We start from the raw sequence: 15,684 nt of genomic DNA, 5'->3' as shown, positions 1-15,684 counted from the left end.
CCTTCGTCGCAATTCAATGAGTGAGGGGGTAACACTCCTCAAAAGGGACGAGCGAGCCGGGGGATGTCACCCCGGCTCAATTCCCCGCCATCATCTGACGGAAATTCAACCGTCGCCCGATTTCATTCTCACGGGGCCGGAGCCGATTGGTTCCGGCCCTGTGTGTTTTTCTCCCTGCAAACCACCCATATCGCCGCGAAGAAACCAACGATCACCCCAATTCCGACGCCGATTCTCGCCCAGCGAACACCGGCCGGCTCACGCTTTAAAGGTGTTTCTTCAGGTTTCAGATTGGAGTCTGGCACCGTGAACGGTTCCAACACCACATGGCCGTAATGTTCGGCCCGGAGGACGTACTCGCCCGACGCCAGGCGAAGGGCGGTCCATTTCCCGGTGTCATCCGTTCGGCCTTCCACCAGAACGGCATCCCCCTGTCGGATCTGAATTTTGGCCCCGTCGGCCGGGCTATCGTCCTCGTAGTAAACCTCGACTAACACTTCTGTCTCGGTGAGCCGACACGTCGCCAGCATCTTGTGGGCGTGAGCGGACGAATGAGTCAGCAGACCGAGAAGGACGACAGCCAGCGCCGGACGGATCATTTCTTGGCTTCCAACAATTGCAGTTTCAAATCCTTGTAACGGACTTCCATCGCCCCGCCGGAGTGAAGTTGCAGGCCGAAGATCCCTCGCTTCGCCCCCGGTTCATCCGTGAGATCAACACAGGCCTTGCCGTTGATGAACGTCTTGATTGACGAACCATCGGCCACGATTTCGTAGGTGTTCCACTCCCCCGATTTCACATGGGCCTCGCCGGATTTATCCCACAACAAGCCCCGGCCGCTTTCCTCATACAGTTTACCCCACCAACCCGCCCCGACATCGGCTTGGTAGCCGCGCATCTCCCCGTCTGGAAGGGCTTCGCTGCGGAACTGCACGCCGCTGTTTTCCTTGTTCGGCGTTAGCTTCACCTGGAGAGTGAGCTTAAAGTTCTCGACCGCGAGTTCTGATCGCAGAAATTCATTCCGCTTCAGCCCATCTGTCTTGCCGACAATCTCGCCGTTCTCAACCGACCACAATTCCGGCTTGCCGATCCAACCGGTCAGGTCTTTCCCGTTGAAGAAGTCTTTGGAGTTCTCGACGGTGGCCAGCATCGACGTTTGGGCGGGATTTTGCAGATATGCGAACAGAGACCGGATTTCGTGTTCCTTGAATGGCTTGAGTTGATCCTCGGGCATCATGGACACGGTCGTTTCCTTCCGCGAATCGATATCCGCGATGTTGACGACCAGCACTTCGTTGGCGGTTTGAACGGTGACTGCGTTCGCGTTTTGCCCCTTCACGATGCCGGTGATTGTCCGGCCGTTGGCCAGTTGGAAAACGGTGGGCATGTAATCCTTGGGGATCACGGCGCTGGGGTCGAGGATGTTTTCCAACAGATAATCGAGGTTCGCCCGGTTGGATCCGGTGATGTCCGGGCCGACCGCACCGCCAACGCCAAAGAGTTTGTGGCATTGCTGGCAGGTCTTGGCGAACAACGCCCGGCCGAGCATCAAATCCGGCTTCGGCTGGCCGGGTTTCGCCAGCAGCGTTTTCATCTCCCGCATCGCCTGTTGCCGGGCCACCGGGGTGTCACGGACGGTTCCCCATACCCGCGTGATGTCGGCGGCCAGCGTCTTGTCCGGAAGGTTTCGCATCGAGCGAATCACGTCGGCCGAGACATCGGCCGGGGACACGACTTTTTCCTCAATGGCTTTCAACAGTGCCTTCGCGGAAGCGGGACGGGCCGCCAATGTGTTTTGAGCATCCCGGCGTTCATCCAAGTTAAGCGTCTTCCACTTCGCCAGAATTGCCGCCGGGGCCGCCGGATCATCATACCCAGCCAATCCCCGAATCGCGGCCCCACGGAGAGCATTGTCGTCCAAGAGCGCCCGCAGGACCGGGGCAAGTTCCTTGTCTTGGGCGTTCAGGAGCGTGTCGAGATTCTTGAGCCGGATGGCCGGGACCAGTTTGGTGTTGGTCAACGATTGCCGCAACTTGGCCAATTGTTTCGGATCGCCGAACGCGGCCGCGAGGTTTGAGACCGCCGCCTGAAGTCTGGCGTCTTTCGTCTTCTCAACGGCCGCCATCGTCTCCGACCACTTCTCGGGCATCCCGAGATTTCGGCGGCCCTTGAAGCCATCGTTGACACCGTCGAGCAAAGTGGCCAGTCGCGGATCAGCACTGTTGGCCATCTCGCCAATAACCTTGGCCAGCAAATCGTTCTCCACCATCCCGGACGTGGTGGCGATTCGCCGGGCCGTGAAATGGACCAACAGAGGAATCTTCCCCTCGGTGGCCAGTTTCATCGCCGTCGCCGGATCTTTTTCGGCGACGGATTCAAGAGCATACCAATACAGCAGCGGAAGATTGTGGTCGGCCGCCTCCTCGGCATGTGACAACAATTGTTTCAAAACAACGATCCGGCTCTCAAGGGGCAACTTGCCAAGGCCCGAGGCAATGACCCGGTGGGAAACCGGAGCATTGTCTCGACTGGCTGCTTGAAGCACGCTCTGCAATTTCTCTCCGGCTTCTTTGGAAATTGAATTCATCAACATTCGGATCACATAGGCTTGGACCGGCGAGTCAGGTTGTTTGGGTTGCAAACGGCCCATCGTCAGTTCTTCATCCAACGCCGCCACTAACCACATCAATCGCAACCGCTTGGAATCGTGACCCGGTTGAACATCAACCACCACCTTCAACACGTCCCTTAGATGTCGAGTATCAATGCCCACTCGCTCTTGCAAGATTCGCCGTGAGTGCCGAACCATCCACTCGTTGTCGCTGAGTTGCAATTTCACCAACTCTTCGTCTGACAGCTTTTGCAGATCAAGTCCCTTCACCGGGATGGTGCTCTCATGCACGATCTTGTAAACACGGCCGTTGGTGCGGTCCCAAATTTCCGGTTCCGGGCGGTGACAGGTTTGCTTGTCGTACCAGTCGATCATGTAGACGTTGCCGTCCGGGGCGGGTTGCAGGCCGACGATCAGCGAATAGCGGTCGTTCGTCAGCAGGAAATCCGGGTTCCGGTCGGCTTCGTAGCCGCTTCCCTTGGGCGTGATGACATCCACGTTAAGACGGTGACCGTGGATGTTGCCCATAAACAATTTGCCGTGATATTCCTTCGGCCACAAGCCACCCTGATAGCACAACAGGCCGCTATGGGCGTGGCCACCGCCGACTTCATCGGATCGGCCGTTGCCGGAGTGCGGCGTCGCGCCCACATAATGCCGGTGTTTGGCAATTGTGGGGATATCCGCGTAGGTGTAAGGGTTAAAATGGAATCCGGCCTGTCGTTGGTATCGGCCGCCTTGGATGATGTGCCACATGTGCGGAATCACGCAGGCTTCGACAAACGCCTCGCCATGCTCGTTGAAGTCCAGCCCCCACGGATTGCTGGTGCCTTGGGCGAAGACCTCGAATTCGTGTTTGGTCGGGTGGTAACGCCAGATGCCCGCGTTGATCGGCGTGCGGTCCTTGTCCGGCGTTCCGGGCTTGCCGACGCGGCTATGAGTAAAGACGCCATGACAGCCGTAGAGCCAGCCATCCGGCCCCCAGATGAAGCTGTTCAGCGTTTCGTGGGTGTCTTGATAGCCCCAACCGTCGAGGAGGATTTTCGGTTCACCGGCCTTGTCGGTTGCTTGATCGTGCGGGATGAACATGAAATACGGGGCGGCACCGACCCACACGCCGCCGAAACCGAGCTCGATGCCGCTGACGAGATTCAACCCCTCGATGAAGGTGGTCCGCTTGTCAAATTTCCCGTCGCCGTCGGTGTCCTCGAAGATGAGGATCTTGTCCCCCTTCTTCCGTTCCGCCTCGGGAAGCAAAGGGCCATCGAACGGCAACCTTTTTGGGTAAGCATAAGCTTCGACCACCCAGAGACGGCCCCGGTCATCCGTACACATGGCGATCGGTTGATGAACATCCGGCTCACCCGCGAAGAGTTTCACAGAGAACCCCTTGGGCACAGTCATCGCCTTGGCGGCTTCCTCCGGGGGAAGCCCGGCGTATTTGAAAGCGTCCGGTGCGGTCGCCTTGGGCCGGGGAGCAATCTTGGGCTCCTCGGCATGGAACCGGAAGTCGTCAAAGTTCACATGCCCCCACGGACCGGCGTTCTGATCGACGATGCGGATGAAAATCTCTTTGTCCTTGAGCGGCCGAAGATCGACGGCCACGCGGGACAACTCCTCGGTTTCTGATCCGCTTGTCTTGAAGAACACCGCCTTGGTGTCTGTTCGGATTAATTCGACGCGGGTGTTCTCATGCGGCCCCCCGGCCACGAGGAAGCTTGCCCACGGATGAGTGACTTTGAACGCGACGCTGGTGAGCGTGCCGACCGGCTTGTCGGAGTATTTTTCATACCCGCCGATCCACCATTGCCCCTGATGGCGGCTCCGCATGTCGCCCCTTCGGGCGGCAACGGTATCCCCCTTGATCGGTTGATCCTTGAAGGCATCGCCGGTGGCGGTCCAATCCTTCAGGGTGCCGGTCTCGAAATCGAGGTTCAACGGTTTGCCATCAGTGCCGACGGGCAAAACGCCGTCGTCCGCGAGGGCCATTGATGGAAGAAAAAGCAGGAGGGAAAGGAGGAGTCGCATGGGAGAGTTTCTTGTTTCTGGTTTCTAGTTTCTCGTTCAAAACCAAGAACGTGAAGGGTGCTGATCCGGTTAACTAGAAACTAGAAACTAGAAACCAGAAACTCCAGACGGAGACGAACACAAACTGAAAAGAGGCGGAAGATTAATCGTCTCCCGTTTCCTCGTCCGGCGGTTTTGAATCGAAGGCTTTTTTCTCAAACCGTTCCAGTTGTTTGCGGAAATAGGGGCTTTTGGGTTCGAGTTGGGCACACTTCTTCATGAGTTCGAGGGCCTTGGGACGATCCTTGAGCCGGAAGTGAATTTCGGCCAGCGTGTCGATATAGCCGGCGGAATTGGGATGGAGGGCGACCGCCTTCTCGGCATGTTTCTTCGCTTCTTCGAGATCACGGTTGCAGTTCACCATCACCCAAGCGAGGCTGTTCCGCAAGTCGCCGCTGGAGCCGAAATCTTTGATGGCCGATTCGTAAGCGTCCCGCAGTTGCTTGTACAACCCGTCGGCTTCCTTCTTGCGACCCGACCGGTCAAGTTCCGGCACAAAGTCGATGGCGAGTTCCACGTTGCCCGGCAACAGGTCAAGGCTCTGTCGGGCTTCCTTCAAGGCTTCGTCCACCTTCCCGGCCGCGAGCATCGCCCGCAGGCGGTAACTCCGGGACAGTTCCGGCACGGTGAGATAGGCTCGCGGATCTTGAAACGTCGCCCCGGTGCGAAACAGACTGATGACATCCTTTTCGTAATACCGGGCCGCCCCGGCGAAATCCTTTTGCCGGGCGAGGAGACGGGCCATCCGCAAATGGACGTTGCCAACATAAAAGCTGCGGAACCAACCCGTGTCGAGGATCAATTGCATTTCCCGGCGGGAATCCTCGTCAAATCCCCGCTTGGCCAGTTCATCGCCGAACATCGAGCGGACGACCTCATTGCCCAACGGGACCCAATGCGAGGCTTCGATGATCGGCCGGCCCTTCTTTTCCTCCCCGGCTTTCACAAGCGATTGCCCTTGAAGGAAAAGAGCCAGCGGGTGATCCGGCTGAGATTTCCACGCCCGTTCGTACATCTCGGCCGCCTCTTTGTGACGGCCATCCTTGGAAAGAAAATCGGCATAGCCAAGGAGTTTTTCGTGGCTGAAAGCCTCTTCATCGCTGACATCATTCGGCTCGAACTCAACCCCGTTCGACGGTGTCTCCGTTTTGACTTTTGGTTGCGGCTTCGGCGTCTTCAAGCCCACCGACCGCCGGTAGGCCGCGTCGGCTTTTTTGGAATCCCTGTGTCGGCGGTAGAGTTCCGCCAGGGCAAAGTCGTTTTGCCGACGATCCACCGGAGGCGCGAAAGGGCCGGAGGGGCGTTCCGGTTCCAGTTTGTGTGTCAGCCCTTTTTCCAGAAGTTCGATGTCTTTGGCGGCGCCTTTTCCGGCAAATAGTTTTTCCAGGCGTTGGAATTGTTCCAACGGGTCCTTTTCACCCTCGGCCTTCCGAATGACCTGCCACCAAGTGAACGGCACAAAACCCATGTCTTCGTAAAGCCTGTCGAAAACATCCGTGATGTCTTCCCGGTCTCCCCGGCGGTTTAACAGCATGGACGAGACTTTGGACGCGCATTCGATGGCCAGATTCCGATGGCCCGCCCGCACAAGATCCTTGACGATCAAACTCGCCTGGGGGACGAGTTGAGGCTTCATTTGGATGATGTCCAGTTGCTTCCGACAAAGTTGTGTCGCCGAATCGGTCTCCCCCAAGTTGGAGAGAATAATCACCCGGCGAAAATTCAGTTCCAGTTGGCGGACTTCAAAATCTTCCTCTTTTTCAATCTCCTTCAACGCCTTGTCCGCAAACGCAAAGGCTTCGCGGAACTTCAACTGGGCGCATAAGAGATCGAAGACAATGGCGCTGGCGGTGCCCGGCCGATCCTTCAGCAGCTTGATCGCTTCCCCCCCTTCCCCGTTGAGCAAGAGAGCCTTCGCAAACTCGCGGGCGGTGAAGTCGTCCCCCTCGACGCCGTTCAAGTCTTTGCGGAGTTCGGCAATGGCCTCGTCGTACTTGGCCTTGTCCCCGGAAATACGGTGGTAGGCCGCCGCCAGCCCGCGTTGGTCGCCATCGTCCTCCCCGCGAACCAGTGGCGCGGCCGCCAGCGTTTTCCAGTCGTTGGATTCCCAGGCCACATCAGATCGCAGTTCCTTGTTGTCGGCCGCGCTGGCATATTTGGCGGCCTGCTTCCAGTCTTTCTTCGTGCGATACAAATAGGCGAGCGTTTCTTGGGCACGAACGCGGTCAGTCCCCTTCAGGAGGGCAACCTCCGCTTCCAGTCGCTTGATGGTCAGGTCGGTTTGCTTGCGGAGATAGAGGAAGGTGGCGAAGTCCCCCAGCGAGGCGTTGTTGCCATGCGAGAGACAAATTTCGAGAAGTTCGCCGGCTTCATCAAGTTGGTTGGCGACGATCAACACCGGCACGGTTGCACGGGCTTGGAAGGACAAATTGAAATACATTTCCTTCCGGAGATCCGGATTCGTCTCGCGGGCGATCAATTTGCGGAGAGTGCTGAAACGGGTGGGTTTCAGCCGCATCATATCGGCCAGAACCTGTTGTCGCTGGTTTTGGTCGCCACCGCGAAAGTTCTCGATGAGTTTCAACAGGTCCGGCGGCGTGTCGGGGTAAATCCCCCAATCGAATTTTTCCAGAATAGATTTGGCCCGATTGGTCGTTTCCTCATCCTTGCTTTGGGCCGCTTCCCGGAGGACCGGCTCGGCCAGGCGTCCGGCTTCCCATAGGGTGCGCGAGGCTTTTTCCCGCACGGCAAAACGCGAGTGGGCCAAATCTTCGACGGCCTTGCGTAATTGTTCCGGGGTGGCCGGGGCTGACTTGGGAGCGGGTGTTTGGGACCACGCCAGAGACATGGTTCCCGCAAACAACAAAGCCAGGCTGAGACAACGCACGGCATTCTCCCCGGAGGACGAGAGGCATTGTGCATGGTAGCCGCTAATGTTGTGTCTGGAAACCTGCTTCTCGAAGTACCGGAAGATGAAGACCTGTTGGTCGGGGCGAATTGCTTGGCTTGAATTGCAAGTGGGCGATGGACAGGGCGCTGGCTTTCAACACCCTGTCCGCATCGTTCCACGACATTATGGCACTTGGACGAAATCCCCGTCCGACACCGTTTCGCTGGCCGGGAAATCCTTCTTGGCCGGATATACTTCTCGCGGGGGCGGCCCCTGTTCCGGGTAGTGTTCCGCATACTGTTCCGGATGCGTTTCCTTCCAGAAGCACCGCAGGGCCACCTGACCGCACCGTTCCTGGAACTGGGCGGGTGTTTCCTGCAAATTCGTGAAGTGATCCACGAATTCCAGCATCTTCAGGTATTCATCCGGGTATTCGCCCAGAATCCGCTTGGCCATCAACTTCTTGTCGGCCACTTCCATGTAAGTCAACTCGACCGCTTTGTCCACCCGGCCGGGTCGCGTGGAGATGAACTCCGTCATCCCGTCCGGCAACTTTCGCGGCTGGCCCAATGCCGGGTCGATCTTGCTCAGATCGTTCGTGGTCAGGATGGTGAAGATCCCGTCCGTCCGTTCCACGCCGTCGAGGCAGTTCAGCAAACAGTCAAACGTCAGCGGGGAGAAGGAATCCCGGCCCCCCTTGTCGTCCTTCTGGCCGTTGCTGTCCTTGTCCCGCGCGAACATCATGGACATCATGCTGTTCCGCCGGGCGACGTTTTCCCGGCCGTGGAACACGTTATCGATGTCTTCGATCAGGGCAACACACGGCACATTCACCTGCATGTCCGTCCACGCCTTGATTAACTCATGGTTGGACATTTCCGCAAGATTGAACACGTAAATCGGCATGTTCAAGTCTTCGGCGAAGGCGCGGGCCAGGGCCGTTTTGCCCGTCCCCGGAGGGCCGTACAACAGCCAGCCCCGTTTCCACGGGATGCCCTTCTCCGCATACCATTTCCGGTTGTTCCGCCAGAGTTCGATCTCGTTGATGAGATTCTTGATCCGCATCGGGAAGATCAGATTGTCCAATGCCCGGCCTTTGTGCAACGGCATCTTGCCGAGATCTTCCGGCTTGAGGCCAAGCAACCGGTAATAGCCTTGCTGATACCACGCCAGCCCGTTGGCGTGCTGGTTGCGGGCATCGTTCTCATCGCCCCGTTTCGGCACATAGTTGATGACGAAACGGGCCTTGGCCTTTTCTTCGGTGCTGGCGTTGTTCCAAGTCAGATCGTTGGCTGCGTCGCAGGCATCGAGCAACAACCGTTCGACGTTGAGGCAACAACGAACGAAAGTCAGCGTGGAATGAACCTTGGTCGCGTCCTCATGGTTGCCGCCTTGGTTCTTGTTGCCGGCCTTCGCCTTGGCTTCGACGGCGTTGTTGTAAAAGAACGGAATCCAACCGTTCCAGAAGATCATGCTTCGGGTGCCGTATTGTTCGTAAGGGACCAGCCCGTATTTGCCGTCCCGCCGGTGGGCGTACCAGGCGCCGTACATTCGGTCGTACATCCGGGAGCGTTTATACTTGGCGATCAGGTGGGCCACGAGGGCGTTGTGGGCCTCCTCGGTCGGGATTTCAATCTGTTGCACGAACAGATTGGCGATCCGCCAAAGCACGGTCTTAATCTTGGACCAGAAGCCGGCCAGCATGCCCAACGCCCCGATCAGGGCGCCGCCGGCCATGTATTTCCAGATGTCTTCCATGGTCGAGCCTCTCTTGGTGAAATTTGGGGAAACGAATGCGGATAAACTCCGGCAGACCGCGAGCCGGAGGCTCCCCTGCCCCCGCGCGGGATTATACCGGAACTGTCAAATGATGTACCAAACGGAGAGAGGGGTTGCGATGTCGGTTCGCGCGGGAATTCGCCAAGTCGTTTCCTGATGGCCCAATCCGCTTACAATGACGTGGATCACCCGCGTTTGAAAGGTTTTTTCGTGTACGAAGAACAGGCTCCGCCGCGACAAGCGGGCGAACTCCGTTGGACTGTGTTTGGCATCTCCTATCGCATCCTGCCCTCGTTTTGGCTGATTTCCGCCCTATTGGCTTATGTGTTCATCGGGCCGAATGTGGGCGGCATTGCGGTGGATGTCGCCTGCATCTTCGTGGCGATCGTTTTTACGACGCTGGTGCAGGGGATCGTTTATCGTTCCTACGGTCTCTACTCCACGGTCGTCATCCAAGAGTTTGGAGGGGGGGTTATCCCCGAGGCCGAACCGCCGACGGCGCTCCAACGGATCATCGTGGCTCTCGCCTCGCCGTTCTCGTGCTTCCTGCTCTACGCGGTCGTGTATTATTCAAACCAAGAATTCAAATGGGCCGTCGCCAGCCCGCCTTACTCCCAGTTCGCCTATTTCATCCTCTGTGTGGTCGGGCTGTTTTGGGGCATCATCGGGTTGCTGCCGATCTATCCTTATCCGGGCGGCCGGGTGATGTTGGAAGTCTTCGGCTACTTCTCGCCGGTGAAGGGATTGATCGCCACGCTCATCATGTCGATCATTGTGGGAGTTGCCTACGTCGCTTATGTGGGGGCCGTTGTCTTTGCCAAAGTGATGCCGGAAATCCCGATTTACGACAAAATCACCCTGCCCGCGAGTATTTTTGTGGGCGTCTTTTTCGCCATCGCCACGATACGAAATGTGCAACTGCTGAACATCGTCCGCGCCCAACGCCGACAATACCGGGCCAATGAATACGTCGACGACGCTCCGTGGGACAACCGCTGATTCGGGAGGGGTGATTCATGTTCTCCCCCGAGGAAGCCGCCTTCATCGACCGGATTCGGGAAGACAATGCCGACGATCTTCCCCGGTTGATCTACGCCGACTGGCTGGACGAACACGGCCATCAACCACGGGCCGACTTCATCAGGGTGCAATGCGCCCTGGCGAAGATGGCCGAGGACGATCCCAACACCGAAACGCTGCGGATGTACGAAAACTCCCTGCTTGAGTCTTATTCCGACGAATGGACGCAAAAGATCGGCCAAATCGTGGAGGGGCTGTCGTTCCGGCGAGGGATGATCGAGGCGGTGACGGTGACGCCGAGACAGTTTCTGGCGATCGGCGAAAATGGGTATCAACGCTATCCGATCCGACGATTTCGGCTAGTTGAACTCGGCGAATCGGCCCCGAAAATCTTCCAGTCGCCGTTGATGCGATTCGTGGTCGAACTGGATTTTTCCCAATCCACGCTCGACGGTTTTCGATGCGCCACGGTGGCCCGCGCCCGCCACCTGCGGAATCTGGAATGGCTGGATCTCGGTTTCACCGGCATCGACCACATGGCGCTGACCATGCTATTGCATTCCCCGGTGATGAGCCGACTGAAGACCCTTCGGCTGGTCGAGAACCGCACGATCAACGCCGACAGTTTGCGGGCGATCCTGACCTCAGAACACCTGTCCGAATTGGAAACGCTTGATCTGAGCGGCAACCTGATGACGTCGCGGGATCTTGATGTTCTCCTGCGTGAATTCGACGCCCTTCCAAATTTGAAATTCATCCACTTGCAGGGAAACCGATTGGGCGTGGGTATTCGCGAGTTCGCCAACTCCATGTTGATGGATCAACTGGTGAAACACGACCCGGAACTCAATCTGTCCTCCAATGAAATCGCTTCCGAGGGAGTCGAGGAACTTGTCGAATCCCCGCCCTTCTCCAAGGTGAAAACCTTGATCTTGGATCAAAACCCGGTCCGGGATTCGGGGTTGTCCCACCTCATCCGTTCGTTCAATACGAGGAATCTGCAAACTATCGGCCTTGTGAATTGCGGGCTGTCGGATGACAGCATTCGAGAAATGGCGAATAGCCCCCTGATGGGCCGGTTGCAAAAACTGGATCTGCGGGGGAATCTCATCACGCGGGAAAGCGTTGACCGGCTTCAGGAAATGAGTCGTCGAAAATTGTCCGGAGGAACTTTGACGATCAAAACAGACGACGAGTTGCTCACGTCCCGGCCATCACTCTCATCGCTGTTGTGGCAAATGCAACGACGAGAATCGTGAACGGCCCGTCAAATCGTGTCCAGACTCACCACATTTGGACACATCTTTCGCAAGCGATCCGTGAGGTAGGCCCGGACTTCGGCGGCCGTCTGCATTCGCAACGCTTTCTTGGCCACCCGGTGGGCCGTGTCCACCTTGATCGACCGCACCATCTCTTTGATGGTGGGGATGAACGACGGACTCATGCTCATCCGGCGAAGGCCAAAACCCAATAGCGGAAGCAAACAAACCGGCTTGCCCGCCATCTCGCCGCAGAGGGTCACCGGTTTCGCGTGGGCGTTGCATTTGCCGATGATCTTTTTCAACACGCGCAGCACGGCCGGATGGCACGGGTCGCAAAGATGGGCCACGCGGGGATTATCCCGGTCGGCGGCCATCATGTATTGGATCAGATCGTTCGAGCCGATGCTGACGTAATCCACCTCGCGGATGATGTGATCGATGCAAATCGCCGCCGCCGGCACCTCGACCATTACTCCGAAGGAGACTTGCTCGCCATAGGGGACTTTTTGCTGATGAAGGGCCATTCTCGCCCGGTCCACGAGGCGCTTGAGTTTCCGTACCTCGTCCACCGTGCTAATCATCGGGAAGAGAATGCTCACCTGCCCCCCGACGGCCGCCCGCAGGATCGCCCGAAGTTGGGTCTGAAAAAACTCCGGATGTTCCGAGGACATGCGGATGCTTCGCCAGCCCATGAACGGGTTCGCCTCGCGATGGTGGGCGAAATATTTGACATGCTTGTCCCCGCCCAAATCCAGCGTGCGGACGACAACGGAATGGTTCGGAGCGGCTTCAATGACCTTTCGATATTCCTCGGTTTGTTCCTCTTCTGTCGGCACAGACGGGTGCGTCAGAAACACATACTCGGTGCGAAACAAACCCACGCCATCGGCCCCGACCTCGGTGGCGGTGACCGCATCGGCGGCGGTGTTGACGTTGGCGAACAATTCAATGCGGACGCCGTCTTTGGTGATCGCTTTCAGATCTCGGTTTTCAAAGAGCGAGTGCCGGAGGTCAACGTATTCCCGTTGCAGTTTCCGATACGCCGCCTCGACCTCCGGTCCGGGATTGATGATGATGATTCCTTCCCGGCCATCAACAATCACCAAATCGTTCGCGTGGACTTTCGACATCAACCCCTGCAGCCCCGAAACGGCCGGGATGCCCAGCGTGCGGGCAAGAACGGCCGCGTGCCCGGTGCTGCCACCGGCCTCGGTGATGATTCCCGACACGGCCAGCCGGTCGAAGAGGGCCGCTTGCGAAGGGCGGATTTCGGGGGCCACCAGGATGACCGCCTCTTCCGTCGAGATGTGGGCAAACGTGTTGACGTCGGCCAGTTGCTGGATGAGTTGCTCGACCACATCGCGGATGTCCGTCATCCGCTCCCGAAGATAGTCGTCGTGGATTTTGGCGAAGTAAACGTCGTATTCTTCCAACGCCTTGTTGAGGCTCGAAATCGCGTCAAGGGAATGATGGAGGATGAATCCCTTCACCTTGGCGACGAAGGCGGGATCGCGCACGAGCATCCGGTGGGCGCGAAAAATGCCCGCCGATTCCTCGCCCAGTTGCACGCGAATGCGCTCGATGGTCGAGTCTAATTGCGTGGCAACCGCATCACACGCCTTGTCAAAGCGGGACACCTCGGACGACAATCCGGCCGCGTCGAGCAGGCTCGGGTTGTGTCGCGCCAGGGCGGGGTCGAGTCGAAACGCCCTGGCGACGGCAACGCCGGGCGAGATTGGCAATCCTCGGATCATGCCTTTACTTTACCCGTTTCGCCGCAGAGGAGAAAGATGTTGCCGTGTGGAGACCGGAACTTTTATGGCTGGCAACCGTTAGATGGCTATACTGCACGAAACATCGCCCGCCTCTTCCCTTGGTGGATTCATGCTCCGCAAACTGTTCTTCACCCTGGCCCTTTCGACCCTCCTGATGGGGGTTGTTTTCGCAGACACTTATGGAGAAAAGGTCACGGCGGTTGATGCCAAGGGGAACACGATCAGCATCACCGTGGACAAGAAGGAAAAGTCCTTCAAAGTCGATCCCAAGGCTCAATTTCTCTCGCAGGTGAAAGCCGGGAAACGATTGAACGTGACCGCGTTGAAGGACGGTCTCAAATCCGTCAAATCCGGCGATGATGTGGTGCTGACCACCGAACTCAAGGACGGCGAAGAGATCGTGACCAAGGTAGTGGTTTCGCCGGCCGTCTTGGCCCCGAAGAAGAAAGCCGAACCGAAAAAAGTGGAACCCAAGAAGGAATAATCCCCCCGCTCTGCCTCATTTCTCAAAAGAGATCGGAAATTCCAATGCTTCTCCGATCCTTTACGCATGCTTCATGAGTTGCTCGTTTCCCGCGCCTAGTGTGTTTTAAACGCTCACACGGGAGACACGCATGACCGAGGCGTTGGTCATTTCTGATCTGCACTTGGGAAGCGAGAACTGTCAGGCCCGCGAACTCACCATGTTCCTCGAGGAGATCGCCGACGGCTCCCGTCCGACGAAATGCCTCATTCTCAACGGGGACGTGTTTGACTCCATCGATTTTCGCCGACTCAAGAAACATCATTGGAAGGTGTTGTCTCTGCTGCGGAAGTTGTCGGACGACATCGAAATCATCTGGATCAACGGAAACCACGACGGCCCGGCGGAAATCATCTCACACCTGTTGGGTGTCGAAGTTCGGGATGAACTGGTGCTGGAAAGTGGCGGTCGAAAAATTCTTTTTCATCACGGCCACCGCTTCGACAAATTTATCGACGATCATCCGGTCATCACGGCCATTGGCGACTTCATTTATCGCGTATTGCAGAAAATCGATTCCACTCATTCCTTCGCACGAACAGCCAAGCGGAAGAGCAAGATTTTCCTGCGGTGCGCTTCCAAGATCGAAACGCGGTCAATCGAATATGCCCGGAAAATCGGATGCGACGCAGCGGCCTGCGGGCACACCCATCATGCCCTGGCCAATGAGAGTGGTCCGATTGCCTATTACAACAGTGGTTGTTGGACCGAAAAGCCCTGTCGATTCTTGAGCGTCCGGGACGGGCGGGTGGAATTGCATTCCTACAGCGAGATTCGTCAAGAAACCGCGCAGGAAACCCTGTTGGTATGATTCACGCCGCCAGCCGCACGGTCGGCGGCGCGGATTGCAGGGGCTTGAAAGCCTTCAAGATCAGAAAACGCCCCATCAGACGTTCGAGAACCGGCAACGGCAGCCAACGCCACAGATAGGGGAGTTCCGAACGCCGCAAATGGCGCTTCCGCACACTCACCTGTTCAAATCCGGCGAATAATTCCCTTAGTCCGGCGCTGGTAAAACGGCTGTCGGTGGATTTTTTGGACTGCCACCATCGCCACGGCAAGGCAATGCCCTGCCAGCGAGTCGCGTTGAATTTCCCCGGCACCACCACCATCACTTTGCCGCCGGGCCGAAGGATGCGGAAAACCTCCCGCGACAGGGCGGGAAAATCACCCGTCGGGGCTTGGTGAAAAAACAACACCGCCACATCCGTCCGATCATCAGACAAAGGCAGATGTTCCCAAGGGGCATGATGCAACTGGATGGCCGCCTCGCGGGTGGCGAAATGCTTGCGATAGAGACGCAGGCGATCCGAATTTGGCTCGACGACGGAAACATGCGTCTCCGGTTGGGCTAATCGCACCCAGTCCGTTCCCAACCCATCGCCAATCGCGAGGATGTTTTGCTTCGTGTGCCGGGAGAGTTCCAAAAGACTGGGAACCCAACGGCCGTGACGACGATAACGCTTGCCTTCCAAATGCCGAAACCATTCCGCCGACAGCGGTTCCAACGTCCCTCCGGCGGGGTGCCGGGAGGGGGCGACCCGCCAGATTTCTTGTTCAGCCAACCCCTCGGCCCAATCGACGGCCGGCTCCGGTTCCACAGCCTCCGCCGGAAGCGGCGTGGGGATCGATTCCCACTCGTAACCGGTTTGTGGCTCGGGAACGCTCATCGCGAGTCGAACTCCGTGGGGTTTCCTCATCATGTTACGGATTAACTTTATTGTTCAGTCCGGTCAAGCCCAAATGACTATCCGAAT

Annotated in this window: 10 protein-coding genes; 4 read left to right on the top strand and 6 right to left on the bottom strand. The window is 57.6% G+C overall.

The features are described from left to right. Positions 1-128 precede the first annotated feature (128 nt). From BGIM_RS0105735 to BGIM_RS0105720, 4 genes are all read right to left on the bottom strand, one after another. A complete protein-coding gene (locus BGIM_RS0105735) occupies positions 129-599 on the bottom strand; it encodes a carboxypeptidase-like regulatory domain-containing protein (protein WP_020468842.1) in 471 nt (156 codons plus the stop codon). After that, a complete protein-coding gene (locus BGIM_RS0105730) occupies positions 596-4,639 on the bottom strand; it encodes a PVC-type heme-binding CxxCH protein (protein ID WP_020468841.1) in 4,044 nt (1,347 codons plus the stop codon). The genes BGIM_RS0105735 and BGIM_RS0105730 overlap by 4 nt, the downstream gene beginning before the upstream one ends. Before the next feature lie 142 nt (positions 4,640-4,781). Next, a complete protein-coding gene (locus tag BGIM_RS0105725) occupies positions 4,782-7,565 on the bottom strand; it encodes a tetratricopeptide repeat protein (protein ID WP_020468840.1) in 2,784 nt (927 codons plus the stop codon). Positions 7,566-7,751: 186 nt separating this feature from the next. Beyond that, complete coding sequence (locus BGIM_RS0105720) at positions 7,752-9,326, bottom strand: AAA family ATPase (RefSeq protein WP_020468839.1); 1,575 nt, start codon at positions 9,324-9,326, stop codon at positions 7,752-7,754. Positions 9,327-9,503: 177 nt separating this feature from the next. Between BGIM_RS0105720 and BGIM_RS0105710 the strand changes: the two genes are divergently transcribed. Together BGIM_RS0105710 and BGIM_RS0105705 are read left to right on the top strand one after the other, a co-directional pair. After that, positions 9,504-10,346: a zinc metalloprotease gene (locus tag BGIM_RS0105710; RefSeq protein ID WP_020468837.1), complete on the top strand. Its 843-nt coding sequence runs from the start codon at positions 9,504-9,506 to the stop codon at positions 10,344-10,346. A 17-nt stretch (positions 10,347-10,363) separates the two neighbouring features. Next, on the top strand, positions 10,364-11,626 hold the full coding sequence (locus BGIM_RS0105705) for a TIGR02996 domain-containing protein (protein WP_020468836.1): 1,263 nt from the start codon (positions 10,364-10,366) through the stop codon (positions 11,624-11,626). Between the two features lie 8 nt (positions 11,627-11,634). Here BGIM_RS0105705 and ptsP read toward each other — a convergent pair whose 3' ends face one another. Continuing rightward, positions 11,635-13,383, bottom strand: coding sequence for a phosphoenolpyruvate--protein phosphotransferase (ptsP, locus tag BGIM_RS0105700; protein WP_020468835.1), 1,749 nt, complete (start codon positions 13,381-13,383; stop codon positions 11,635-11,637). 130 nt (positions 13,384-13,513) lie between these two features. Between ptsP and BGIM_RS0105695 the strand changes: the two genes are divergently transcribed. Beyond that, positions 13,514-13,888, top strand: a complete 375-nt coding sequence (locus BGIM_RS0105695) for a hypothetical protein (protein WP_020468834.1) — start codon at positions 13,514-13,516, stop codon at positions 13,886-13,888. A 130-nt stretch (positions 13,889-14,018) separates the two neighbouring features. Continuing rightward, positions 14,019-14,738, top strand: coding sequence for a UDP-2,3-diacylglucosamine diphosphatase (locus BGIM_RS0105690; protein ID WP_020468833.1), 720 nt, complete (start codon positions 14,019-14,021; stop codon positions 14,736-14,738). A 1-nt stretch (position 14,739) separates the two neighbouring features. Here the strand turns inward: BGIM_RS0105690 and BGIM_RS0105685 are convergent, their stop codons facing one another. Next, positions 14,740-15,597, bottom strand: a complete 858-nt coding sequence (locus BGIM_RS0105685) for a class I SAM-dependent methyltransferase (RefSeq protein ID WP_020468832.1) — start codon at positions 15,595-15,597, stop codon at positions 14,740-14,742. Between the last annotated feature and the right edge of the window lie 87 nt (positions 15,598-15,684).

Source organism: Zavarzinella formosa DSM 19928 (assembly GCF_000255705.1).
GTDB lineage: Bacteria > Planctomycetota > Planctomycetia > Gemmatales > Gemmataceae > Zavarzinella > Zavarzinella formosa.
This window is presented reverse-complemented; position numbering and strand designations above follow the sequence as displayed.

Excerpts from the sequence above, each read along its gene's own strand:
- BGIM_RS0105690 (WP_020468833.1), top strand. The coding sequence starts at position 14,019 with ATGACCGAGGCGTTGGTCATTTCTGATCTGCACTTGGGAAGCGAGAAC.
- BGIM_RS0105695 (WP_020468834.1), top strand. The coding sequence starts at position 13,514 with ATGCTCCGCAAACTGTTCTTCACCCTGGCCCTTTCGACCCTCCTGATG.
- BGIM_RS0105685 (WP_020468832.1), bottom strand. The coding sequence starts at position 15,597 with ATGAGCGTTCCCGAGCCACAAACCGGTTACGAGTGGGAATCGATCCCC.
- BGIM_RS0105705 (WP_020468836.1), top strand. The coding sequence starts at position 10,364 with ATGTTCTCCCCCGAGGAAGCCGCCTTCATCGACCGGATTCGGGAAGAC.
- BGIM_RS0105735 (WP_020468842.1), bottom strand. The coding sequence starts at position 599 with ATGATCCGTCCGGCGCTGGCTGTCGTCCTTCTCGGTCTGCTGACTCAT.
- BGIM_RS0105710 (WP_020468837.1), top strand. The coding sequence starts at position 9,504 with ATGGCCCAATCCGCTTACAATGACGTGGATCACCCGCGTTTGAAAGGT.
- BGIM_RS0105730 (WP_020468841.1), bottom strand. The coding sequence starts at position 4,639 with ATGCGACTCCTCCTTTCCCTCCTGCTTTTTCTTCCATCAATGGCCCTC.
- BGIM_RS0105720 (WP_020468839.1), bottom strand. The coding sequence starts at position 9,326 with ATGGAAGACATCTGGAAATACATGGCCGGCGGCGCCCTGATCGGGGCG.
- ptsP (WP_020468835.1), bottom strand. The coding sequence starts at position 13,383 with ATGATCCGAGGATTGCCAATCTCGCCCGGCGTTGCCGTCGCCAGGGCG.